Raw genomic sequence first — 23,705 nt, forward strand, 5'->3', positions numbered from 1 at the left:
GTTTTTTTATTTTAAAGAGCATGAGAAAATTAACGCTTTTATGACCGGGATATAGCTGCAGTTTAAATCCGGTTCAGGATTTAGTTCCCAGATGAAACCCGGAACAGCCATATTCCGGGTTTTATCTATAGTTCAGGTTGCCAAAATTGCTTGCAGTACCTGCTGTTCCAGTTCTGTAAATTTCACACTTTTTTGGCGAGGACGTGGTAAGTCGACCTGAAATTCTTTGGCAATATGGCCTTTATCCAGCAGGATAATCCGGTCGGCCAGCTGCACTGCTTCACTGACATCATGCGTGACCAGAATGGCGGTAAAGCCTTGCTCGGTCCATAAGCGTTCGATCAGGCTTTGCATCTCCAGACGGGTCAGGGCATCCAAAGCACCAAGCGGTTCATCCAGCAGCAGAATACGCGGCTGATGCGATAATGCACGTGCCAGAGCGGTACGTTGACGCTGACCACCCGACAATTGTGATGGCCACAATGCGGCTTTTTCTTTTAAGCCCACTTTTTCCAGCATTTGCGAGGCTTTGGCATGCTGGTCTTTGGCCAGACCCAGTTGCACATTCTGTTCGATGCTACGCCATGGCAGCAGACGCGGGTCCTGAAACATGACCCGGATATCATCTGCAGTAATTCCTTCACGGATATGCCGCGCGGACTTGAACTTGATTTCGCCATAGCTCTGTTTTTCCAGATCGGCAATCAAACGCAGCAGGGTACTTTTACCACAGCCACTACGCCCGACAATCGCCAGAAATTCGCCCGGTTGAATATGCAGATCCAGATCTTCCAGAACTTTAACGGAACCATAAAACTTGTGCAGCTGTTCAATAATAATTTCGGCACCAAGCACCGCATTCGGGTTGATATCTGCCGCAGGTTGCCCGGATGGCGCAATAGGCTCATTGGCATGACGGCCTAAACTGAGATCAGTCATCAGATGCTCCTTATTTTAAATTATTTTTGATAACCCGCATGCCAACGCAGCAGGAATCGTTCTAAGGCCACCGCCAGGACATCGGCCAGTTTGCCGAGTAGGGCATACAGTAAAATACCGACTAAAACGATATCGGTTTGTAGGAATTCGCGTGCATTCATGGTCATATAGCCAATACCCGACTGGGCAGAAATGGTTTCTGCAACGATCAGAAGCACCCAGACCAGACCCAGAGAGAAGCGTAGTCCAACCAGAATCGACGGCATTGCTCCCGGCAGAATGATCTCTTTATACAGCTGCCAGCGCGTAAGCCCATAGCTTTTCCCCATTTCGATCAACTGCGGATCGACTGAACGGATGCCGTGATAGGTATTGATATAAATCGGGAAAAATACCCCAATTGCAACGAGAAACAGCTTGGCAGATTCATCAATCCCGAACCAGAGAATCACCAATGGAATCAGCGCAAGCGCAGGAATGTTGCGGATCATCTGCAAGGTGGTATCGAGCAGGGTAGAGGCAATTTTGGATGAACCATTTAACAGCCCTAGTAACAGGCCCAAACCGCCTCCAACCAGCAAGCCACTGATAGCACGTCCTGCACTGACTTGTACATGCGTCCACAGCTCACCGCTTAACAATAATTTCCAGAATGCCAAAATCACTGCACTTGGTGCAGGCAGAATCCGGCTTTCCAGCAGACCAGTGCCAGAAGCAATTTGCCAAATGGCAATCAAGAAAATCGGAACCAGCCAGGGCAGCAAATGCCGCCCCAGAATTGTTCCACGTGAAACCTGCTTTTGTGCCAGGGTTTCAACGGAAACGACTTTCGACATTAAGCAGACTCCTGAACTTTCTCAGCTTTCTTGTTTTCATCCGGAGTGTAGTTGTTCGCTACGATTTCACCGAATGGACCTGTCAGGTTCGGTTGAGCCAGTTTTTTCTGGGTTTCCAGTGGAAGTAATGGGAACACCAGTTCAGCAAAACGGATGGACTCTTCCAGATGCGGGTAGCCAGAGAAGATAAAGGTACTGATTCCCAGATCCGCATATTCCTGAATACGTGCTGCGACAGTTTCCGGATCACCCACCAGTGCTGTACCTGCACCGCCACGTACCAGGCCAACACCGGCCCAAAGGTTTGGCGATACTTCCAGCTTGCTACGGTCGCCATTGTGCAATTCAGCCATACGGCGCTGACCGACCGAGTCCATGATTTTAAACTTCGCCTGAGCTGCTGCAATGGTGGCATCATCGACATACTGGATCAGTTCTTCTGCTGCAGCCCAGGCCTGTTCATTGGTTTCACGCACGATCACATGCAGGCGGATACCGTAGTTCAGTTCACGACCTTTAGCAGCGGCCTTAGCACGCACATTTTCAATCTTTTCCTTCACTGCTGCAGGTGGCTCGCCCCATGTCAGATAAGTATCGACCTGGTCTGTTGCCAGCTCAACGGCATCATCTGAAGAACCACCAAACCATAACGGCGGATGTGGTTCTTGTATTGGTGGATAGAGCAGTTTGGCATCATCGACACTTAAGCGTTCGCCGTGGAATGTAAAGCTTTCGCCAGTATGCGAACGCTTGAGAATTTCACGCCAGATGGTGGTGTATTCGGTGGCAGTTTTATAGCGGGTTTTGTGATCTTCATAGACGCCGTCGCCTTTTAGCTCTTGCTCATCACCGCCAGTGACCAGGTTCAGCAAAACACGGCCACCAGAGAGACGGTCAAATGTTGCAGCCATACGTGCTGCCAAAGCAGGCGTGGTCACCCCGGGACGAAGTGCCACCAGGAATTTTAGTTTTTTGGTTGCATCAATCAGGCTGGCAGCAGTTAACCAAGGATCTTCACATGAACGACCTGTAGGAATCAGTACACCTTCATAGCCCAGGTTGTCGACTGCCACAGCAATCTGTTTCATGTAGGCATGATCGACCTGGCGTGCACCTTTGCTGGTACCTAGGTAACGGCTGTCGCCATGTGTCGGGATAAACCAGAAAATTTTCATGTGAAATTCCTTAAATTAAGTAATTGTGCTCGGTAATCAATGTGTAGCTGCTGGCGTCCAAATGTGTTGCTGGACACTTATTTTGTTGGGAATCAGTTGAACCTGCTGGAACAGATCAGCAATATGCTGTTGCGCTTCGACCACTTCTGCAGTTAATGGCAGTACAGGGGAGGGTTTAAGGCGACGTTCAAAGGCAATTTTTGCCACTTCTGGTTTGAGACCGGTACTTTTCTGATAAACATCTAAAGCTAAGGACTGATTTTTAATAATCCATTGATCTGATGCATTTAAAGCCTGAATAAACTTTTCCGGGCTGTCTGGATGCTTTTGAATAAATTCTGGATTGCCAATATAAAAGGCATAAGTCTGTGGAAAGACACTGGATTCAATCAGCACTTTTACGTTGCTGTCGACTTCAGCTGCACCCAGAAACGGATCCCAAATCGCCCAGGCATCAATGGCTTTTTTATCAAAAGCAGCGCGGGCATCTGCAGGTGGTAGCCAGACCGCTTGAATCTCTGACCAGCTTAATCCGGCTTTTTCTAAAGTTTTTGCCAGAAGTTCATGTGCACTTGAACCTTTCTGAACGGCAATGCGTTTACCTTTTAATTGCTGGATGGTCTGAATATCACTGTCGTGGGGTAAGATCACAGCTGAGGAGTTGCCAGCCACTTTTTCAAATGCCACGTAGTTCAGGGCTTTATCTGCCGCTTGAGCAAAGATGGGTGGGGTATTGCCGACATAACCATAATCGACCGCACCCACTGCTAGAGCTTCCAGCATTTGCGGACCGGCAGGAAATTCCTTCCATTCAATTTTGGTATTTGGAAACTGCTGTTCCATCAGTTTTTCATCACGCGCAACCAGCAGATTTAAAGCCGATTTTTGAAAGCCAATGGCAATAGCCTGAACCTGTGGTGGTACTGCAGTTTCTGCAGCAGTGTTTTGCTGTGGCTCCTGTTTTTGGCAACCGCTCAAAGCAAAGCCCAATAACGCTAAACTGATAGAGGAAACCGTTTTTAAATTACTCATCTTTATTCTCGAATTATTCTGGCGTTATTTAATAATCGCTGCATCAATATTCAGCTTCTGTGGAATCAGTTGCTGACCATAAAAAGCATCTGCCACCTGTTGTTGTTTTTGGATGACATCGTTAGATAAAGGTTTTACTCCAAAGCCCATACGGGAAATTGAAGTTTTCAGGACATCAAAAGCCAGACCTGTCGGTTTTTCCAGAAGTTTGGCTGCTTCATCCTGATTTTGTGCCACCCACTCTGTAGTCAAGTTAAGTTCATTCACCACCGCTTCCACGATCTGAGGGTGGCTTTCTGCAAACTTGCGATCTGCCAGATAGAACTGGTGATTACTGACGATATTCTCACCTGTGGCAATCACACGCGCGCTAATTTGGTGTTCAGCAGCAGCAAAGAACGGATCCCAGATCACCCAGGCATCGACTGCACCGCGTTCAAAGGCAGCACGTGCATCAGAAGGCGGCAGGTAAATCACTTCAATATCGCTGAGTTTCAGATTGTTGGCTTCAAGAATCTTCAACAGTAAGTAATGCACGTTAGAGCCTTTATTCAGGGCAATACGCTTACCTTTCAGCTGCTGAATGGATTGAATCGGCGAGTCTTTCGGTACAATTAAGGCTTCCGCTTTCGGTGCTTGTGGCTGGTTCGCGACATAGACCAGATTGGAATTTGCAGCCTGGGCAAAAATTGGGGGTGCTTCACCTGCTTCACCAAAAGACACGCTGCCGACATTCAGGCCTTCTAGTAACTGTGGCCCGGCCGGAAATTCTACCCATTTCACATTGACGCCTTGTTGTTTTAATGAGGTTTCTAAGGTGCCGCGTTCTTTCAAAATCGGTAATACGCCGTATTTTTGGAAACCAATATTTAGGGTGAGCGTTTCTTCTTGTTTTGAACAGCCAGAAAGCATCATGACGCCAGCAATTGCAGTACTCAGTACTGCAGTCTTTGCTAAAAATTGGACAGTAGATTGGCGCATGAATCAAAACTCCCGACGGAATAGATAGATAATGAAAAACTTAGGCATACGCTAATCGTTTTTGTTTTTCTAAAAAAATAACTATTCAGGAATTTCTAATGAAGAAAAAAGATAAGTAAAAAAGTGCAAAACTTATGCAAAAAAGTGATGTGCAGAATAGTGAAACTTTATTGTTAAAATTACTTAAACTAATGAAATATAAAATAAATATTTTAAATAAGATATAGTGATATGCTTAGCTGCAAAGCAGCAATGTATTTCTTGAATTTAATTCGGTATTTAAAGATATATTTATCTAAAATTAAGCTAAAACATCCAAAAAAAAGCCACTTTAAAGTGACTTTTTACATACGATTGAGTTACGCTGATAATTATAAAAGGCCTGACGGGCATCAGGTAAGTCATCCACCGAAGCCGGTTCAAAGCCCTGCTCCAGAAACCAGTGTGCGGTACGCGTGGTCAAGATAAACAGCTGCTGAATCTGCATGCTTTTGGCTTTTTCTTCCAGATAATGCAGGATCTGGCTACCCCGATTGGACTGGCGATAACTTGGATGTACTGCGACACAGGCAATTTCTGCGGAACGTAATTCATTGCCCGTGGTGGGGATCGGATAAAGCGCGGCACAGGCCAGAATCATACCGTCCCGTTCAATCACGGCAAACTGGTTAATTTCATTTTCCAGACGTTCACGGGAGCGATAGATCAGAATCCCTTCTTCCTCTAGCGGTCGCAGCAAACCGATCAGGCCGCCTACATCCTGAATATCGGCCATCCGCACGTCTTCATAATGTGCGTCGGTAATCAGGGTGCCGGAACCATCCCGGGTAAACAGTTCTTCAAGTAGGGCGCCATCATAGGCATAGGAAATCAGATGCACCCGATGGACACCGTTCATGGAAGCCTCTTGTGCCGCCTGCAGCTGCAAGCCTCTTTCGATGGCATCCTGCGGTTCTGCCGGAATATAGTCATCCAGCTGTTGCGGCGTCACTTCACGTTTGAGCTGGCCCTTAGCATCGAGTAGACCATGTTGCTTGCCCAGAAAAATCAGTTTATCGGCCTTGAGTCGAATTGCAGTTTTGGTCGCAACTTCTTCGGCCAGCAGGTTAAAGACTTCACCTGTGGTGGAATAACCGGTCGGGCCAAGTACCACAATATTATGGCTGTCCAGATGGCGCTGAATTGCATCGGTATCGACCGCACGGACTTCACCGGTCAGCTGAAAGTCCACGCCATCGCGAATGCCATAGGGTTTGGCAGTGATAAAATTGCCCGAAACCGTATCAATGCGGGCACCATACATCGGTGAATTGGCCAGTCCCATGGAAAGCAGGGCTTCAATTTGCAGACGGATCGAGCCAACCGCATTCATCACACAGCTTAAGGATTCACGGGTAGTGATCCGGCGCTGCTGGTGAAAAGGCGTACTGATCTGGCTCTGGGCCAGATTCTGGTTAATCTGCTGACGTGCCCCATGTACCAGAATCAGCCGGATACCCAAGGAATGTAACAGGGCAATATCGTGAATAATATGCTGAAAGTTATCGTGCAGGACCGCTTCGCCATCAAACATGATCACAAAGGTTTTGTTGCGGTGCGCGTTGATATAAGGCGCAGAATGGCGAAACCAGTGCACATATTGCAAGGTTGTGCTGTGTGAGGTTTCTGCTGAGCTCATGCCTGTGCCTATTTCAATGCTTAAAGATCAAGCTTTGATTCTAATGAAAAAAAACGCAAGTGGAAGTGCAGATATAAAAAAACACCTGAAGGGGACTTCAGGTGTCTGCAAGACGCGCAGTAATGGAGAAAGATTAGTTGATAATGCGTACAATTCTATTGCTACGTTCATTGACTAGAACGTAATCATTGTTGATCTTGTACCATTGCTGGAAACGGCCAGTATTCGGTAAACGGCGGGCTTCACGATCACTCACTTTAAAACGTTTGTTATCGTATTGACGCGGCAGAACTTGTCCTGAGCGCCAGTCACGGCTTGGATTGACCTCACGGTTGTTATGACGACGGTCATCATTCCATTTTTTACTATCTTTGGCATTCCAGTGCGGTGCCGGTTTATGCGGATTATGGTTATAGCGTGGATCATGCTGTGGCGCTGCCATGGCAGAAGTAGCCAACAAAGCACTTAGGGATAACGCAATTGTAGTTAGGACTTTTTTCATGGCTCTCACCTAAAAATGTAGATCTGTATTTGATGAGACTAAATTAGCCAATAAGTAGATAGAAAGCGTGGGGGCTATTTAGTTAAATTGTTAAATTTATGAAGAAATTTAGAAGATGCATCACTTCAATTAAAAACTGGAATAGCAGCCAGCGCTGCACTTGTCGAATTTTTGATGATTCAAATAAAAAAGACTCAACCAGGGTTGAGTCTATCAGGGTTTCAGGTCAGCAAAGAGGCGGACACATTAATCGCCGACAATGCGGATAATACTATTGGTTTCAGAATTGACCAGAATATAGTCATTATTGACTTTATACCATTGCTGTTTGCGGTCAGGTCGAGGCAGGCTATGTTCTTTGTATTCGACTTTATAGCCATTACCCCGATAATGCTGCGGCATCACATAGCCCGGCTGCCATCTGAGCTGTTGCAGGCGCTTCACTCCACGTTCCTCACGCATACGGCGATTATCGTGTTGGTCCTGATCCTTTTCGCGGAACTCACGGCCTTTCTTGCCATGTCCCTGACGGCTATCCATTTGTGATTCATCATGGAAATGAGGGGCCGCGATTGCAACCTGACTCAGCATGAATGTACTGCAGGAGATCGCCAATGCCACCAAAACCTTTTTCATGTTGAACCCTCATTAAATTGTTCAATTTCTACTGTATCCAATATACGGAAAGATTACAGAGAAACTGTGAAGAACAGGCACAAGTTTTATAACAAATGCAGAGATATTATGATTATGTCATGATTTTACATGACCTTAGACTATGCATGTACCTTATGGCCCGGCATGCCGAGCTTGGTTCTTATCTCATCAAAGTGAGGCTCAACATGCAAGCTAAAATCAATGATATCGCTCAAAAAAGCAGCATTGAGACCGCCAGCAAAATATGGATGCCCCGCTTAAAGCGCAGACCATGTTAAAGAGCTTTTAAGCTTAATTCCATTGTTCGGTCAAACCTTGCAAGGACTGGATTGCTGCCGCCACAGATTCGGCTTGAACTGCATCATCTAGCGCCACAATCAAGGCTTCGGACAATTGCAAATGCTCAATCCGGCGAATGGTGTCAATTTTACGTTTATGGTCAGCCATGCTGTGCTCCTGATCTTGGTGTATGGGAATCAGCACAGCATAGTGCAAAACAAGTTATTTAAAAAACCGAATAATTTTATAATTTTGATAAGTAAATCCGATTTTAGATTCTGTCAAGAGCACACGGCTCAAAAGGGCACCTGTTAACATGTGCCCTAAAGATCTCCATAGCCCGGCTATTAATAAGCGTAATTCAGATCGGTATAATCATTCAGGGCTTTCTGTACATGTGCCTGGATAAAGTTACGCACGTCTTCGGTAGTCATGGCTTTGCCCTGATTACTGATGATATGTTCGATTTCCGGTTGTCCTTCGATTTTAATGCGATAAACAAAATGCTTGGCCAGGCGGTAGCTATCGTCCAGTTTTTCAATGCCGGTCACATAATAATAGGCATGTTCAAAATTCAGATCCGTATGTGAAAAAACGAACTGCTCGAATAATTTGAGTTTATGACCATTTTCGAGTGCCTTGAGGTCTTCCACAATGCTGGCTTCAAACTTGGTACCGTATTTTTCTGAAATCGGCTGCTGATCGATCAGCAGTGACACCATGCCATCGTCTAAGTTGGTCACCGTAATATTGTTTAATTCAGTCATGATGCACTCGAGTGAAATTTGTTGGGGCTTAGTATGCGGTAATTTGGGTGAAATTCAATGTGATCTGGCCAGCATTACTCCAGATTGAGGCGCTGTTTAAGACGTACATGCATAGAAAAAGGGAGCTATCGCTCCCTTAGTTCAACCTGGATAATATTAATCCTGGGCATCGATACTCTGACCATTCATATGCAGGCTGTCATCGCCCATCAGATACAGATAGGCCGGCATAATCGAATCTGGTGTTGGCAGGGTCTTGGGATCTTCATTGGGATAGGCCCTGGCACGCATGGCAGTCCGTGTTGCCCCGGGATTGATGCAGTTATAGCGGATATTCGGATGTACCTGTTCCTTGGCAAATAACTGGTTTACGGCTTCAATCGCGATTTTAGATACCGAATATGCACCCCAGCGTTCCCGGGCTTCGCGGCCTACACCCGAGCTGGCAAATACCACCGAAGCATGTTCAGATTTGGATAAGAGCGGTAATAGCGCCTGGGTCATGACAAAAGGCGCCCGCAGATTGACTGCCATGACATCATCCCAGACCTCAGGCGAATAATGCGCCAGTTCTGTACGCTCACCAAGGATGCCGGCATTGTGCAAGATCCCATCCAGACGGCCAAACTGACGGTCCAGGGTGTCGAGCAGAAGCTCATAATCCTGTTCCGAAGCACTGGAGAGCTGTAGCGGCAAGATGGCAGGTTGCGGTGCACCTAAACTTTCAATTTCATCATAGATGACTTCCAGTTTATTCAGGGTACGTCCATGCAGCACCACGGTTGCACCATGCAAGGCATAACTGATTGCTGCCGCACGTCCAATGCCATCGCCCGCACCTGTGATCAGGATAATACGATCCTTGAGCAGATCGGGGCGAGGTTGATAGGCTGAATATTTCATTATCTACCTCCTTATTTGTTATTGTTCAGTTTTAAGCGTTCAAGATACTGCAGTCTGCTGTTTGCGTAGTAAGGTCTGAATCAGCTGTTGTAATTCTGCCACCGTGTTCACTATATAGTCGGCTTGCCAGGCTGTTAAGTCATCTTTGTATTGCAGTGGTAAATAACCGTAAGCTGCCAGAATGGTAGGCATTTTGGCATGGCGTCCTGCATCAATATCGCGCGGATGATCGCCAATGTAGATACAGTCTTCTGCCGCAAGCCCCAGTTGCTTGGCAGCCAGATACATCGGTTCAGGGTCGGGCTTGGTACGGGTCACATCTTCCGGACAGACCAGCACGGCACAGCGCTCGGTCAGGTTTAATGCTTTTAATAAAGATTCACTGAGCCAGCGTGGTTTATTGGTGACGATGCCCCAGGGAACATCCTGTGCTTCCAGCTGTTCCAGTAACGGATACATGCCCTTAAACAGATCGGTATCGACTGCAATGTCTGCGCCGTACATGTCCAGAAAGCGCTGACGATGTTGCAGAAATACCGGATCTTCCAGTTCCAGTTCCGGATAGACCAGTTTCACCATGGCGCGCGCGCCTTCGGAGACCTGCGTCCGGATCAGCTCGGGCTCGACCGGCATCCGGCCTTCTTCACGGCACATCTGCTGGATAATCCGGATAAAATCGGCTGCGGTATCAATCAGGGTACCATCGAGGTCAAACAGAACGGCCTTCATGCTGTGGTCTCTGCTGCGCTATCTTTCACGGTATAGACCATATAGTTGACATCGACATTCGGTGCCAGCCAGTAGCGTTTGGTCAGCGGATTGTAGTGCAGACCGGTCATGTCTTTGAGTTTCAAGCCGGCATTGCGAATATCGTGCGCCAGCTCGGAGGGCTTGATAAATTTGCTGTAATCATGCGTGCCTTTGGCCAGCATCCGCAGCACATATTCTGCACCAATAATGGCAAATAAATACGATTTCGGATTACGGTTAATGGTCGAGAAGAACACATGGCCGCCTGGCTTGACCAGCTTGTGACAGGCCTGAATGATCGAGGCCGGATCGGGTACGTGCTCCAGCATTTCCATACAGGTCACGATGTCGTATTGGCCAGCCTGTTCATCGGCCAGTTGTTCAACCGGGATCTGACGATATTCGATATTGGTCACGCCTTCCTGTTCGGCATGAATCCGCGCCACATTCAGCGGCGCAGCACCCATATCAATCCCCAGTACATCGGCACCGCGACGCGCCATGCTTTCGGCCAGAATGCCACCGCCACAACCAACATCGAGGATTTTCTTGCCGCTCAGGCCACCCGCATGTTCATCAATCCAGTTTAAACGTAGTGGATTAATCATGTGCAAGGGGCGGAACTCGGAATGCTGATCCCACCATATAGCTGCAAATGCTTCAAACTTGGCAATTTCTTGTGGATCAACATTCAATTGCGACATCGTGGTCACCTCAATCAGTTGTGATTAGCTAAAAATATAGAGGCCAAATGGCCAGAGAAACTGATTTAACCTTGAAAATCAGTCCGATGCTTTAGTGTAGCGTTTCTGGCAGAAAAAGCGATAAAAGCAGCAAAAAAGTTCACAGAATGAAAACGAAATCGGCATAATTGATTTATAGTGAACCCATACACTAAACATAATGATTTAGAGGACGATAATCCCAATGAAAAAATTCCTTTTAGGCGCTGTTGCCGCATCTGTTTTGGCCTTTTCTGGCAGTGCGATGGCCAATTTTGTGGCAGGTCAGGACTATCAGGTGGTCGCAAAACCAGTCAAAGTCGAAAAACCGGGCAAAATTGAAGTACGTGAATTCTTCTGGTATGGCTGTGGCCACTGTTTCACGCTTGAGCCACATATGCAAAGCTGGTTGAAAAAATTACCAAAAGATGTGCGTTTTGTGCGTACGCCTGCTGCAATGAATCCACTCTGGGAACAGGCAGCGCGTGCTTATTATGTGTCTGAAGCCTTGGGTGTGCGTCAAAAAGCCCATTTGCAGCTATTCCATGATATTCATGACAAGCAGCGTCCAATTTTGGAACAGGCACAACTGGCCAAGTTCTATACCCGTTATGGTATTTCTGAAGCGAAATTTAACACAACTTATAAATCATTCCCGATTTCGTCAAAAATTGCACAGGCCAAAAATCTGGCTGCTCAATATCAGTTAAGCGGTGTACCGGCGGTCACTGTAAATGGTAAATATATTGTGCAGGGCGATGATGCCAAAGTGATTCAGGTGGTGAATTACCTGATCGAAAAAGAGCGTAAAGCCAAATAAGCCATAACCGAATATCTATAAAAAAACCTGCATACATCATGCAGGTTTTTTTATTCAGATGGGTGGAGTAGTTGCTTCTGTACGGATTGCCGGATCTGCTGTCTCTGTCGGGAGCCGATACCAGTGCAAAATCCCGCGCAGTAAAAGCTGAAGCTGTAAAATGCATTGGGTTTTAAAAGTACGTGATTCAATTCGGCGCAGCTCAGGATCTGGCTGACGTTGCAGGTGAATCCAGCTCATGGCCCAGTTCAGAGCCAGGTCAAGCAGCATCTGTGCCAATGCCTGCAAGTCTTGTGAGGACTGAATATGCTGAGAAGACTGCATCTTGGCCAGTTCATGCATGACATCTTCAGTCAAGAAACGAATTTCCCGTGCAATCCCGGCACGTAATACTGCCGAGCCGCCCCAGCGCTCTGCAATAAAAAAAATCCAGGGTTCAGGGTGAGATTCGACCGCCTGAAAAAAGAGTTCAATGCTGGTTTTAGTTCGGGTATTGGGCTGATACAGATAGGCCTGTCCCAGTTGATTGAGTACCCCCTTGAGCTGAATTGCGGCCTGATCCAGCAACTCCAGTCCCAACTGCTCCATATCCTGGAAATGCCGGTAAAATGCCGTCGGTACCAGTCCGACTGCATTGGCGACTTCACGCAGGCTGATCGTACTGAAAGCGCGGCCCTGACTGCTTAATGCCAGGGTGGCATCCAATAGTGCCTGATGACTTTGCTGCTTGCGATCTTCACGTAAGGGCATAACTTGGCTTCCTCCGGGGGAGCTTTAGTCTAGCAAAAAATAAGGCAAATCCTAGTGTCACAGATCGGCAGAATTTGCTCCTTGGGGCAGCGCCCGGATACATCGATTTTGTAAATCAGTGAGCCGGCTGCCTAATCTTGGCAAAGGCTTCTGTTATACTGGGCCGCAATTATTTTTAGCCTAGACAGGACTTATTATGCGTATCGACCAACGAGCATTAGATCAATTACGTGAAGTGAAAATTACCCGTAATTATACACGTTATGCCGAAGGTTCAGTCTTGGTTGAGTTTGGTCATACCAAAGTGCTGTGTACTGCCAGCGTAGAGAGTTCTGTACCACGTTTTCTAAAAGGTCAGGGCCAGGGCTGGGTGACTGCTGAATATGGCATGTTGCCACGTTCTACGCATACCCGTAGTGACCGTGAAGCGGCACGTGGCAAACAGAGTGGCCGTACCCAAGAAATCCAGCGTCTGATTGGCCGTAGCCTGCGCTCGATGGTCGACCTGAAAAAACTGGGTGAAAATACCATTACCATTGACTGTGATGTGATTCAGGCCGATGGTGGTACCCGTACTGCAGCGATTACCGGTGCTGCGGTGGCTCTGGTTGATGCCATGAACGTATTGCTGGAAAGAAAGAAAATCAAACATGATCCATTAAAGGGTCTGGTTGCGGCAGTATCTGTCGGTATTTTCAAAGATGAAGTTTTACTGGATCTTTGCTATGAAGAAGATTCCAACTGTCAAACCGATTTGAACGTGGTGATGACGCAGGCTGGTGAATTCATTGAAATTCAAGGCACTGCAGAAGACAAGCCATTTACCCGCGCCCAATCGGATGCCATGCTGGAAATGGCCGAGAAAGGCATTCAGGAACTGGTAAAAAAACAGCAGCAAGCTTTAGGCTGGTAAGTCCTGCCCAGATAAGGCGCATCTCCGGATGCGTTTTTTTATGTCTGAAATTTCATTGTGTAGCTGTATGACAAAGCACTTCCCAAAGTTTCATCACAAAAAGCCGACATGAATCGGCTATATATGAACCGGTTTTGCATCGATATTGGATCAGGCGAGATCAGAATGAGGAATGCGAAATGAAACAGTGGATTTGTGCAATTTCATTGCTGGGCATGTTTGGACTAAGCGCCTGTGACTGGGGCAACCAGCGGGAGGATGATGAGCGTTCAGTACTCAATCAGGACCGCGATGAGGACAACCGTCGTGATAACGACCGTGATGGTGACGATAATGATCGAGATCGCCGAAGTGACCGCGACGACGATGATGATTGAGGGCTAAAATAGGAAATTGAACAAAATATATGCGAAAAAATTTCTAAAAATAAAAAAAGGGTGCTTCGCACCCTCAATAGTTATCCATGCAACTTAAGCTTCAGGATTAAATCGCATCGACAGATCAATGGCTTTGACATCTTTGGTCAGTACACCCATGGAAATATAATCTACACCAGTACTGGCGACTTCACGTAAATTTTCAATGGTGATATTGCCAGAGGCTTCCAGTTTGCAGCGGCCGGCCACATGTTTGACTGCATCAATCATTTGCTGCTGGCTGAAATTATCCAGCATCACGATATCCGCGTTGGCAGCTAATGCCTGATTGAGTTCATCCCAGGTTTCCACTTCGACTTCGACCGGTTTGCCCGGGGCAATCTGCTGCGCCTTGGCAATCGCCTGGGTAATGCCGCCAGCAGCCATAATATGATTTTCTTTAATCAGGAAAGCATCGAACAGACCCAGACGATGGTTCTGTCCGCCGCCCACCGTAACTGCATATTTTTGTGCGATACGCAGGCCTGGCAGGGTTTTGCGGGTATCCAGCAGCTTGGTGGTTAAACCGTCCAGTTGCTTGACATAATGCGCCGTTTTGGTGGCAACCGCAGACAGGGTCTGGACAAAATTCAGGGCAGGGCGTTCTACAGTCAATAAACTCCGTGCGGAACCGGCCAGTTTCAGAAAGGTTTCATTGGCCTGTACCCGATCACCATCATTTTTTAGCCAGATCACTTCAACATCTGGATCATAGGCCTGAATCAGGGCATTTACCCAAGGTTGCCCGGCCAGTACCATATCTTCACGGCTGATAATCGTCGCAGTGGCCTGTTCATCTTCAGGGGTCAGCAGGGCGGTAATGTCACCGTCACCAATATCTTCTGAAAGTGCCTGTTGAATATTGATCTGAATCGACTGTTCTAGCAACGCTTGAGATATGCTCATGAATATTTCCGTATCTTTTAAGCCGTGAAAATTGCGCATTATCTTAACATTGTTACATAAAAAATGAGCGATTTTTCCTGCAGTCTGCCGGGATGAATTGAGATTTGTTGCTGAAAGTTTTAGCATGAAGCCGGCTGCCATCCTGATCGTGCAGATTTTATTTTTAGAGAGAATGATTTTATGCAACAGGCAGCTGAGTTTCAGGTCAAGAATGGACAATTGATCGGTGCACGTCAAATTCCGTCTCCCAATTTTAACCAACGCCCGGAACATAGCGAGATTCAGCTGCTTGTTATCCATAATATCAGTCTGCCACCCTCGCAGTTTGGCGGAGGCTATATCGAGCAGTTTTTTCAAAATCAGCTGGACTGGTCAGTGCATCCCTATTTCCAGACGATTCAGGGCATGCAGGTATCGACGCATCTGCTGATTTTAAGAACCGGAGAAGTACTGCAGTTTGTCAACTTTAACGACCGTGCCTGGCATGCCGGACGTTCGACCTACTTGGGTAAAAAAGAATGTAATGATTATTCGATTGGCATCGAGCTGGAAGGCAGTGATGACCTGCCTTTTGCACCGCTGCAGTATGAGGCCCTGATCAAGGTCACTGCATGTTTACAGCAGTATTATTCTAAAATTCAGCAGCATATTGCCGGACATTCAGATATTGCGCCGGGCCGTAAGACCGATCCGGGTCCATATTTTAACTGGGCCGATTTTCGTAGCCGGTTACAGCATTATAAAAATACCTCAACCTCGCTTGAGGGATCAAATTAAGCAATGAACTTCTGACAGAGGTTTCATTACAATGAGCATAAATTTATACATTAGGTGAATAGGATGGCGCTTTGGCGTTCGACCGTCATTGTCAGTGCGATGACCATGTTGTCACGTGTACTGGGATTGGTTCGAGATATTGTTTTACTGAATGTCTTTGGTGCGGGTAAGGACTTCGATACCTTCGTGGTCGCATTTCGTATTCCAAACTTTTTCAGGCGATTATTTGCTGAAGGAGCATTTTCACAGGCGTTTATTCCGGTTTTGACTGAATACAAAAACAGTCGTACCCATGCCGAAGTACAGATTCTGATTAGCCGGGTATTTGGCTGTCTGGCTACAGTCATGAGTACCCTGACCATGGTCGCAGTGATTGCTGCGCCAGTGATCATGTATATCTATGCGCCCGGTTTCCATAGTGATCCGGAAAAATTCGCCCTGGCGACCGACATGTTCCGCCTGACCATTCCTTATCTGCTGTTCATGTCATTGACGGCTTTTGCCAGCAGTATCCTGAACAGTTATGGGTCTTTTAGTACTCCGGCCTTTGCTCCGGTTTTGCTCAATCTGGCCATGATTGCGGGTGCGCTCTGGCTCACGCCGTATATGGCCGAGCCGATTATGGCCTTGGGCTGGGCGGTGATCATTGCCGGGATTTTACAACTGGCGATCCAGATTCCGGAGCTATGGCGTAAAAACCTGCTGATTCCACCAAAAATCGACTTCAAACATGAAGGCGTGGATCGCATCATGAAGTTGATGCTGCCGGCTTTATTTGGTGTATCAGTCACCCAGATCAATCTGCTGCTGAATACCATCTGGGCATCCTTCATGCAGGATGGTTCAGTGTCCTGGCTGTATAGTGCCGAGCGCATGACCGAATTGCCCTTGGGCCTGATTGGTGTGGCCATTGGTACGGTGATTCTGCCGGCTTTGTCTGCCCGGCATACGGAAAAAAGTCCGGAAAAATTCCGTGGCATGATGGACTGGGCTGCCAAAGTGATTGTGATGGCAGGCCTACCGGCCAGTATTGCGCTGTTTATGCTGTCGACCCCGATCATTCAGGCCCTGTTTGAACGCGGCCAGTTCAGCTTTGAAGATACCCAGATGACCGCGCTGGCGCTGCAATGTATGAGCGGTGGTGTGATTGCCTTTATGTTGATTAAGGTTTTTGCACCCGGTTTTTATGCACAGCAGGATACCCGAACCCCAGTACGTGTCGGTCTGATCGCGGTAGCGGCCAATGCCATTCTAAACGTGATTTTTATTGGTTTCTTCAAGCTGATTGATTGGGAAGCAGAACATATGGCACTGGCACTGGCCTCGACCGGTTCCGCCATGGTCAATGCCGGCCTGCTTTATTATTATCTGCATAAACGTGATATTTTCCGCTTTGGTGCGCACTGGAAAAAAATCTTCCTGCAATTCATGTTTGCCAATGTGGTGATGATTGCGGCTTTAGCTTATGCACTGAGCTGGTATAACGCCGATGTATCGCAATGGATGCGGGTGGCAGAAGTATTAATCTTATGTGTCATTGGTGTGGTGGCTTATCTGGCAGCCTTGCTGGTAGCAGGTTTTAGACCGCGTCATTTAAAACCTTAACTGCAATTCAACTCGGCATTTGTGATGCAGCGAGCATGAAGACAGCCATAAAAAAACAAGAGCCGTAAGGCTCTTGTTTTTTTCGAAAGCTAACACTTCGGACAAGTCTGGGATAAATCTAGACTTTGCCGCGAGAAAGAAAACCAACGATCGCAAGAATCACCGCAATCACCAACAAGATAATCGCAAAATCCTTAGATAAGCCTGCAACACCACCAAAACCGAGTAGACTCGCAATTAGTGCAATAACAGCAAAAATAATAGCCCAGCGAAACATATATATTCTCCATGTGTTTTTTTTTTCAAATTTAGTATAGAAATAAACGATTCTAGCGACTGTTAGTGTTTTGTTGATGAACTGTCTATGATTTAACAATAGTTTACGTGATGGTAATAAGAATTTGAGCGATAGGTCTGCGAGGTTCGGGCTGCTATAATAAGCTGATTTTTTAGCGCACAGACCCGATCATGAGCGATACTTTACGTCCCGAATTCTGGAAAAACTATTCACTGGCTGAACTGACGCAAGTCGAGTGGGAAGCCTTGTGTGATGGTTGCGGATTGTGTTGTCTGATTAAACTGGAAGATGAAGAGACTCAGGAAGTCGCCTATACCAAAGTGGCCTGTAAACTGCTGGATTGCAGCACGGCACGTTGCTCCAATTATCCGGAGCGTCTGCACTATGTACCGGACTGTATTCAACTCACCCCTGAGAAACTGGAAACGATTCACTGGTTGCCTTCAAGTTGTGCCTATCGTCGGGTGGAGCAGGGTAAAAGCCTGCCAGCCTGGCATTATCTGGTCAGCGGTTCACGGCAAAGCGTGATTCAGGCACGCAAGTCGGCAGCAGGGCGCTGCCTGAGTGAAGCGGACATCCATGAAGATGACATCGAAGATTATATCGTACGCTGGGTACGTTAATTTGCCGCGATAAGCGCCTATTGATTTGCCGGCTGCAGTAGGGCCTGAGCCGAAGCACCGGCCATCGGACGATAGAAATAAAAGCCTTGCCCAATCTGACAGTCACAATTGATCAGGGTGTCCAGCTGCTGGGTATTTTCAATGCCTTCGACCAGAACATCCAGTGCAATACTGGAACCGATCTGGGTAATGGCTTTGACGATTGCCAAGGCAGAAGGATCACTGTTCATACGTTCTACAAAGTTGCGGTCAATCTTGATGCAATCCACCGGATAATCCTGCAAACGGGTCAGTGAAGAATGACCGGTACCAAAATCATCCAGTGAAATCTGGATTCCGGCCTGTTTCAGTAGGTTCAGAGCACGTACCACATAATTGGCACCATGCTCGGACAGGCTTTGTTCGGTAATTTCCAGTTCGATCTTATGCGCAGGAATATCAAAATTGGACAGGCGGGCCAACATCTTTTCTGCATAGTCATCGCGCAGGAATTCAACTGGTGCGGCATTGATTGAAATAGGTAACAGATCCAGACCCTCTGCCTGCCAGCGGCTCATATCGGCAAAGACTTTGAGCTGCATGGTTTCACTGATGCGTGAGGCCAGTTCATAGTCCTGAAAGGCACCAAAAATCTCGGAAGGCAGTTGCACCTGCTGATCCTGATCCTGCCAGCGTAAGAGCGCTTCAAAGCCAATCACCACGCCATCAGAAAGACGTACTTTGGGCTGATAATAGGGAATGATCTGATCGGCCTGAATGATTTTACGTGCCAGGGTCAGCTGCCTGGTCATATTTTCCAGTGAGCCGCACATGTCCTGACTAAACATGCGGATGCCACCACGCCCACTATTTTTCAGATCATTTAAGGCAATGTCGGCACACTTCAACAGATTCGAGGTATTCAGGGCATCACGTGGATAGATGGCACAGCCAATACTCATGGCACTGCTGATGCTGTTACCTACATAATTGATGGGCTGATCCAGCTGGCTATAGGCCAGTTGTGCCGTGGCCAGCAGCTGTTCTTCATTTTCCAGATTTTTTACCAGAACCGCAAATTCATCCCCACCCAAACGGGCAACAATGGTATTCGGGCCAAAACAGCTTTGGAAGCGCTGACCCAGGACATGTAACAGATGATCGCCAGCAATATGGCCCAAGGTGTCATTAATATGGCGGAAATAGTCCAGATCGATCAGCAGCAGACCTGCCATGCCCTGTTGCTGATTGGCCTTTAACAGCACCTGCTTGAAGGTTTTATAGAAGGTGCTGCGATTATACAGCCCGGTGAGCTCATCCCGTTTAATGGCTTCTTTGAGGCGGGTTTCTGCAATTTTCTGCTGGCTGATATTACGTGAGACACAGAGGATGCTTTGGGTAATATTGTGCTGATCCAGAATCGGGGTCAGCAGATGATCCCAATATTGGATCGGTTGGTCTTTGAGCTGGCTTTTGCTGGAGAAACGGCTATTTAGGCCTTGAGCTGCCTGTTTCAGTGCGCGTTGTCCGGATTTTCGGGCTTCAGGTGCTAAACGGTTCAACCAGGACAATGAACTGTCCTGAGCCTGCGCGACGGTTTCGGTTTCCGCAATCAGGCCACAGCACTGGTTGCTATGCCGAATCTCGCCATCCGGACTGATAATATTGATACAGTCTGCACTGGCATCTAGCATGTTTTCCTGGGTTGAAACAATCTGGGAAAGTTGCTGCTGGATTTCAAAATAATCATGTACATCGGTCAGGGAAACTGCCCACTGCAACACATCTTCCAGATCATGATGGAATTTTACCGCCAAGTTACACATACGATAATGGGTATCGCTGCGTTTGATCCGGCACTGGGTTTCAAAATTCTGATGCTGATCCAGCGCAGCATGCCATTGCCCCGAAAACAGCTTTAAGTCCTCGGCATGAATAAAACTCTGCCATGGTATATTGTCCGGTTGATTCAGATTGACACCAAGATAACTGGTCATGGCGGCGTTAAAATATTGCAGATGTGTTTTGGTACTGACCCATAGCGGCTGGGGTAAGGCATCAATCAGTTTTTGAAGCTGAACGAATTCATTCAGATGAACATGGTTCGCAATCAGTGATGCTGACAGCAGTGGCTTTGACTGGCGCACCGCTCCTTGTTCAAATTTATCATGCTTCATGCATTCACCAATACAACCCAAAAAATGCCTCAAGGGCGACATACGTTTCTTTTAATTAGAATAAACAACATGAAAATTACAGTGTAATTAATTCACAATTAATCATGTTTAAATTATTTGCTTTTATGAAGATTAATTCATTCAGAATTAAAAAAATAGTGGATTTCTGCATAAATTAATTTTTTATGCTTTATGTTTGCAATCTTGGAATCAAAACTGCTGGTGTTAGAATGAGATCAGAATTTAGTTTGAGCCAATAATAATATGTCAGATAGTCATATCCCGCTTCCAGAACGCTTACGGCCACGTGACCTTGCAGAGATTATTGGGCAGGAGCATTTGCTGGGAGAACAGGCACCCTTACGCCAGATGATTGATCAGGGGCATCTGCCTTCGATTATTTTCTGGGGGCCACCCGGGGTGGGTAAAACTACCATTGCCTTACTCCTGGCTCAGGCTGTAGACCGGCCTTTTATCAGTCTGTCTGCACTGAATACCGGGGTGAAAGAACTACGTGAAATCATTGCCGAAGGCGGTGATCTGCTGACTCCAGTAGTGTTTATTGACGAAATTCACCGTTTTAACAAGTCCCAGCAGGATGCACTGTTAAACGCAGTGGAGAAGGGAAAAATTACCTTAATTGGTGCGACTACCGAAAACCCATCTTTTGAAGTGAATAGTGCCTTATTGTCACGTTGTCAGGTGTATAGCCTGAATGCCTTGAGTGCCGAATCGATTCAGACCTTGCTGACTCAAGCCTTGCAAAATGACCACTTCTTGCAAGAAAGACATATCCTGATTGAAGAATTTGATGCCTTGGTTCAGTTCGCCGCAGGCGATGCCCGTAAGGCACTGAATCTGCTGGATCTGATTGCCAGTACTTTTGAGCCGGATATGGAAAATATCATCACCAATACGGTGGTGGTCAAAGTGGCACAGCAGAATATTGCCCGCTATGACAAGTCGGGTGAACAGCATTATGATCTGGTTTCGGCGTTTATTAAATCAATTCGCGGCAGTGATCCGGATGCAGCGCTGTACTGGATGGCACGCATGCTCAAAGGCGGTGAAGACCCGGTATTTATCGCGCGCCGTATGCTGATTGCAGCCTCGGAAGATATTGGCAACTCCAATCCGAATGCCTTGCTGCTGGCAGGTGAGTGTTTCCGTTCAGTGCAGGCGGTCGGAATGCCGGAATGCCGGATTATTTTAGGACAATGTGCGGTTTATCTGGCCACCAGTGCCAAAAGTAACAGCACCTATCTGGCAATTAACAAGGCAATGGAACTGGCAGATAAAACCTCGAATTTGCCGGTGCCGCTGCATCTGAGAAATGCACCGACCAAGCTGATGAAAGAGCAGGGCTATGGCGTGGATTATCTGTATCCACATCATTATCCTGAGCATTTTGTGCTGCAGGAATATCTGCCGCCCGAACTGAAAGATACCAAACTGTATGAATCGGCACGCAATAAACGTGAAGTTGAAGCTGAACGTTTACAGCAACGCCGTTGGCAACAACAGCAACAGCAGTAATCATCTCGGTATATAAACCGGTTGAATTCAGGCAAAAAAATGCCCAATTCAAGGCGAACTGGGCAGAAAATAGGATGTTGTTGAGGGAGATAACATCCTAGAGGGTAGAGGAACAATCTGGTCTGAAACCTGACGTTAAATCATTCAACGCGCTGATTTGCCTGGTATGTGATGATATTAAGCCAGAACACTTCTGTTGTAAAAACGATCATTTTTATGATAAAAATTTGTTTTTCCGATTAAAAGCCAGACATAAAAAAACCGAGCTGAGAGGCTCGGTTTTTTTATGTCTATCCAGGGATAGATCAGATGTTGTCGAGGTTAATACCTAAACGGCCCGCGACTTCTTCGTAGGCTTCAACCACACCGCCTAAACCTTGACGGAAACGGTCTTTGTCCAGTTTTTTCTTGGTGTCTTTGTCCCATAGACGGCAACCATCCGGAGAAAATTCATCACCCAGAACGATACGGTCATGGAATACACCAAATTCAAGTTTGAAATCGACCAGAATCATATTACCTGCATCAAACAGTGCTTTCAGCACGTCGTTCACCTGGTAAGTCAATTCTTTCATTTTCGCCAATTGTTCAGCTGTTGCCCAGCCTAAAGCAATCGCTTGCGATTCATTGACCATTGGATCGCCAAGCGCATCATCTTTAAAGAACAGTTCAAATGTTGGAGGCGTCAGTTCCTTGCCTTCTTCCACGCCCAGGCGACGGCATAAAGAACCCGCTGCATAGTTACGGATGACACATTCTACCGGGATCATATCCAGTTTTTTTACCAGCACTTCATTTGGAGTCAGCAGCTTTTCAAAATGGGTTTCAATGCCCGCTTCTGCCAGCTTTTCCATAATGAAGGCGTTAAAACGGTTGTTCACCTTGCCTTTACGATCTAGTTGCTCGATTTTTTCGCCATTGAATGCAGAAGCATCATCACGAAAGACTAAAATCAGATGGTCTGAACTATCTGTGGTATAGACAGATTTCGCTTTACCAGTATAGAGCAAGGTTTGTTTTAACATGAGGGAACCTTTTACGAAAAAAAATGCCTAGAAATGTCTAGGCTGGCCAATTTTGGTAAATCTGGTTAAGCAGTTCTGCGGCTTTTTCACGGTCGGCAAAACTGTTATCGGCATTGAACACAGCGAGGTTATTACTTGAACCGACAGAAGATAATCTTAATACATAGGTCTGCTGATCGACCTGAATCGTGACTTCGTAACGATTTTTGCTCTGGGCAACGACGTTATGATTCAGGCTGCTCAGGGTGGCAAGCGTGTATTGCCAAATTGTAGCAGAATTTCCGTCAATTTTAAGCAACGGATTAAGATTTCCGTCAGTAAGCAGCTGTGGTTGACCGACAGTATTGGTTTCAGTCAGATCGGCTTGAACGCTGTTCTCGGTCTGGGCCGCCTGTGGGCGCGGCAGGGCAAAACGGTTGCCACGCTGGTTTTCCAGCTTCGGAGCATTTTCAATTGCAAGCGGATCGACTGTCGGAGCAGGATACAATGGCGTTGCAGGACGAACCATGGCGCCTTCAGGATATTGTAAAGCTTCCAGGCTGGTAGTTTCTTTATAGTCTAAAGTGCCATTATTAAAGGCCATTGAACTACAACCTGCCAAACTGAATACTGAAAGTGTGAGGCTCAGTCCTAAACGTAATTGCATAATCTTGTGCTCT

The 23,705-nt window shown here is 46.8% G+C and carries 26 protein-coding genes; 7 read left to right on the top strand and 19 right to left on the bottom strand.

Annotated features, from left to right (window positions below; genetic code table 11):
- Positions 1-132: 132 nt before the first annotated feature.
- The 13 genes from AC3IT7_RS00165 to ubiG form a co-directional block, all read right to left on the bottom strand.
- Entirely contained in the window at positions 133-939 is an 807-nt protein-coding gene (locus AC3IT7_RS00165; protein WP_489248992.1) for an ABC transporter ATP-binding protein, read from the bottom strand.
- 20 nt (positions 940-959) lie between these two features.
- Positions 960-1,775 carry an aliphatic sulfonate ABC transporter permease SsuC gene (ssuC, locus tag AC3IT7_RS00170; RefSeq protein ID WP_100534566.1) on the bottom strand — a complete coding sequence of 272 codons (816 nt, stop codon included), beginning with the start codon at positions 1,773-1,775 and terminating at the stop codon, positions 960-962.
- A complete protein-coding gene (gene ssuD / locus AC3IT7_RS00175; protein ID WP_100534565.1) occupies positions 1,775-2,950 on the bottom strand; it encodes an FMNH2-dependent alkanesulfonate monooxygenase in 1,176 nt (391 codons plus the stop codon). The genes ssuC and ssuD overlap by 1 nt, the downstream gene beginning before the upstream one ends.
- A 36-nt stretch (positions 2,951-2,986) precedes the next feature.
- Positions 2,987-3,982: an aliphatic sulfonate ABC transporter substrate-binding protein gene (locus tag AC3IT7_RS00180; RefSeq protein WP_489248993.1), complete on the bottom strand. Its 996-nt coding sequence runs from the start codon at positions 3,980-3,982 to the stop codon at positions 2,987-2,989.
- Between the two features lie 24 nt (positions 3,983-4,006).
- On the bottom strand, positions 4,007-4,963 hold the full coding sequence (locus AC3IT7_RS00185) for a sulfonate ABC transporter substrate-binding protein (RefSeq protein ID WP_489248994.1): 957 nt from the start codon (positions 4,961-4,963) through the stop codon (positions 4,007-4,009).
- 331 nt (positions 4,964-5,294) lie between these two features.
- Positions 5,295-6,641: an amino-acid N-acetyltransferase gene (gene argA / locus AC3IT7_RS00190; protein ID WP_489248995.1), complete on the bottom strand. Its 1,347-nt coding sequence runs from the start codon at positions 6,639-6,641 to the stop codon at positions 5,295-5,297.
- Between the two features lie 133 nt (positions 6,642-6,774).
- The gene (locus tag AC3IT7_RS00195) at positions 6,775-7,143 is read right to left on the bottom strand and encodes an RcnB family protein (protein WP_100534562.1); all 369 of its coding nucleotides are present in this window, start codon (positions 7,141-7,143) and stop codon (positions 6,775-6,777) included.
- 246 nt (positions 7,144-7,389) lie between these two features.
- Positions 7,390-7,779 (bottom strand): RcnB family protein, encoded by a 390-nt coding sequence (locus tag AC3IT7_RS00200; RefSeq protein ID WP_475655133.1) that lies wholly within the window; start codon positions 7,777-7,779, stop codon positions 7,390-7,392.
- A gap of 312 nt (positions 7,780-8,091) precedes the next feature.
- Entirely contained in the window at positions 8,092-8,247 is a 156-nt protein-coding gene (locus AC3IT7_RS00205) for a hypothetical protein (protein ID WP_179999540.1), read from the bottom strand.
- Positions 8,248-8,426: 179 nt separating this feature from the next.
- Positions 8,427-8,846, bottom strand: a complete 420-nt coding sequence (locus tag AC3IT7_RS00210; RefSeq protein WP_100329550.1) for a hypothetical protein — start codon at positions 8,844-8,846, stop codon at positions 8,427-8,429.
- A gap of 156 nt (positions 8,847-9,002) precedes the next feature.
- On the bottom strand, positions 9,003-9,749 hold the full coding sequence (locus tag AC3IT7_RS00215; RefSeq protein ID WP_005173370.1) for a YciK family oxidoreductase: 747 nt from the start codon (positions 9,747-9,749) through the stop codon (positions 9,003-9,005).
- Between the two features lie 39 nt (positions 9,750-9,788).
- Positions 9,789-10,478 (bottom strand): HAD family hydrolase, encoded by a 690-nt coding sequence (locus AC3IT7_RS00220; RefSeq protein WP_100534559.1) that lies wholly within the window; start codon positions 10,476-10,478, stop codon positions 9,789-9,791.
- Positions 10,475-11,203 (bottom strand): bifunctional 2-polyprenyl-6-hydroxyphenol methylase/3-demethylubiquinol 3-O-methyltransferase UbiG, encoded by a 729-nt coding sequence (ubiG, locus tag AC3IT7_RS00225; RefSeq protein WP_180040721.1) that lies wholly within the window; start codon positions 11,201-11,203, stop codon positions 10,475-10,477. The genes AC3IT7_RS00220 and ubiG overlap by 4 nt, the downstream gene beginning before the upstream one ends.
- Positions 11,204-11,426: 223 nt before the next feature.
- On the opposite strand from ubiG, the gene AC3IT7_RS00230 reads away from it, so the two are divergent.
- Positions 11,427-12,041 carry a thiol:disulfide interchange protein DsbA/DsbL gene (locus AC3IT7_RS00230; RefSeq protein ID WP_443612214.1) on the top strand — a complete coding sequence of 205 codons (615 nt, stop codon included), beginning with the start codon at positions 11,427-11,429 and terminating at the stop codon, positions 12,039-12,041.
- Positions 12,042-12,095: 54 nt separating this feature from the next.
- On the opposite strand, the gene AC3IT7_RS00235 is transcribed toward AC3IT7_RS00230, so the two are convergent.
- Complete coding sequence (locus tag AC3IT7_RS00235; RefSeq protein ID WP_475655132.1) at positions 12,096-12,791, bottom strand: TetR family transcriptional regulator; 696 nt, start codon at positions 12,789-12,791, stop codon at positions 12,096-12,098.
- Positions 12,792-12,987: 196 nt separating this feature from the next.
- On the opposite strand from AC3IT7_RS00235, the gene rph reads away from it, so the two are divergent.
- Together rph and AC3IT7_RS00245 are read left to right on the top strand one after the other, a co-directional pair.
- Entirely contained in the window at positions 12,988-13,704 is a 717-nt protein-coding gene (rph, locus tag AC3IT7_RS00240) for a ribonuclease PH (protein WP_005173362.1), read from the top strand.
- 179 nt (positions 13,705-13,883) lie between these two features.
- On the top strand, positions 13,884-14,081 hold the full coding sequence (locus tag AC3IT7_RS00245) for a hypothetical protein (protein ID WP_489248996.1): 198 nt from the start codon (positions 13,884-13,886) through the stop codon (positions 14,079-14,081).
- A gap of 93 nt (positions 14,082-14,174) precedes the next feature.
- Here the strand turns inward: AC3IT7_RS00245 and nadC are convergent, their stop codons facing one another.
- A complete protein-coding gene (gene nadC, locus AC3IT7_RS00250) occupies positions 14,175-15,026 on the bottom strand; it encodes a carboxylating nicotinate-nucleotide diphosphorylase (RefSeq protein WP_475655130.1) in 852 nt (283 codons plus the stop codon).
- Positions 15,027-15,206: 180 nt separating this feature from the next.
- Between nadC and ampD the strand changes: the two genes are divergently transcribed.
- Both ampD and murJ read left to right on the top strand, forming a co-directional pair.
- Positions 15,207-15,803 carry a 1,6-anhydro-N-acetylmuramyl-L-alanine amidase AmpD gene (gene ampD / locus AC3IT7_RS00255; protein ID WP_475655129.1) on the top strand — a complete coding sequence of 199 codons (597 nt, stop codon included), beginning with the start codon at positions 15,207-15,209 and terminating at the stop codon, positions 15,801-15,803.
- A gap of 54 nt (positions 15,804-15,857) precedes the next feature.
- A complete protein-coding gene (gene murJ / locus AC3IT7_RS00260) occupies positions 15,858-17,408 on the top strand; it encodes a murein biosynthesis integral membrane protein MurJ (protein WP_489248997.1) in 1,551 nt (516 codons plus the stop codon).
- Between the two features lie 118 nt (positions 17,409-17,526).
- On the opposite strand, the gene AC3IT7_RS00265 is transcribed toward murJ, so the two are convergent.
- Positions 17,527-17,685 carry a DUF1328 domain-containing protein gene (locus AC3IT7_RS00265; RefSeq protein WP_004647174.1) on the bottom strand — a complete coding sequence of 53 codons (159 nt, stop codon included), beginning with the start codon at positions 17,683-17,685 and terminating at the stop codon, positions 17,527-17,529.
- A 191-nt stretch (positions 17,686-17,876) separates the two neighbouring features.
- Here AC3IT7_RS00265 and AC3IT7_RS00270 point away from each other — a divergent pair, with 191 nt between their 5' ends.
- Complete coding sequence (locus AC3IT7_RS00270; RefSeq protein ID WP_489248998.1) at positions 17,877-18,329, top strand: YcgN family cysteine cluster protein; 453 nt, start codon at positions 17,877-17,879, stop codon at positions 18,327-18,329.
- A 17-nt stretch (positions 18,330-18,346) separates the two neighbouring features.
- On the opposite strand, the gene AC3IT7_RS00275 is transcribed toward AC3IT7_RS00270, so the two are convergent.
- Complete coding sequence (locus AC3IT7_RS00275; protein WP_489248999.1) at positions 18,347-20,485, bottom strand: EAL domain-containing protein; 2,139 nt, start codon at positions 20,483-20,485, stop codon at positions 18,347-18,349.
- 264 nt (positions 20,486-20,749) lie between these two features.
- Between AC3IT7_RS00275 and AC3IT7_RS00280 the strand changes: the two genes are divergently transcribed.
- Complete coding sequence (locus tag AC3IT7_RS00280) at positions 20,750-22,021, top strand: replication-associated recombination protein A (RefSeq protein ID WP_489249000.1); 1,272 nt, start codon at positions 20,750-20,752, stop codon at positions 22,019-22,021.
- Positions 22,022-22,326: 305 nt separating this feature from the next.
- On the opposite strand, the gene purC is transcribed toward AC3IT7_RS00280, so the two are convergent.
- Entirely contained in the window at positions 22,327-23,046 is a 720-nt protein-coding gene (purC, locus tag AC3IT7_RS00285) for a phosphoribosylaminoimidazolesuccinocarboxamide synthase (RefSeq protein WP_004281247.1), read from the bottom strand.
- A 37-nt stretch (positions 23,047-23,083) separates the two neighbouring features.
- Complete coding sequence (locus AC3IT7_RS00290; protein WP_180074924.1) at positions 23,084-23,692, bottom strand: lipoprotein-34 precursor (NlpB); 609 nt, start codon at positions 23,690-23,692, stop codon at positions 23,084-23,086.
- Between the last annotated feature and the right edge of the window lie 13 nt (positions 23,693-23,705).

The sequence above is a fragment of the Acinetobacter sp. KH_038 genome (genome assembly GCF_057839405.1).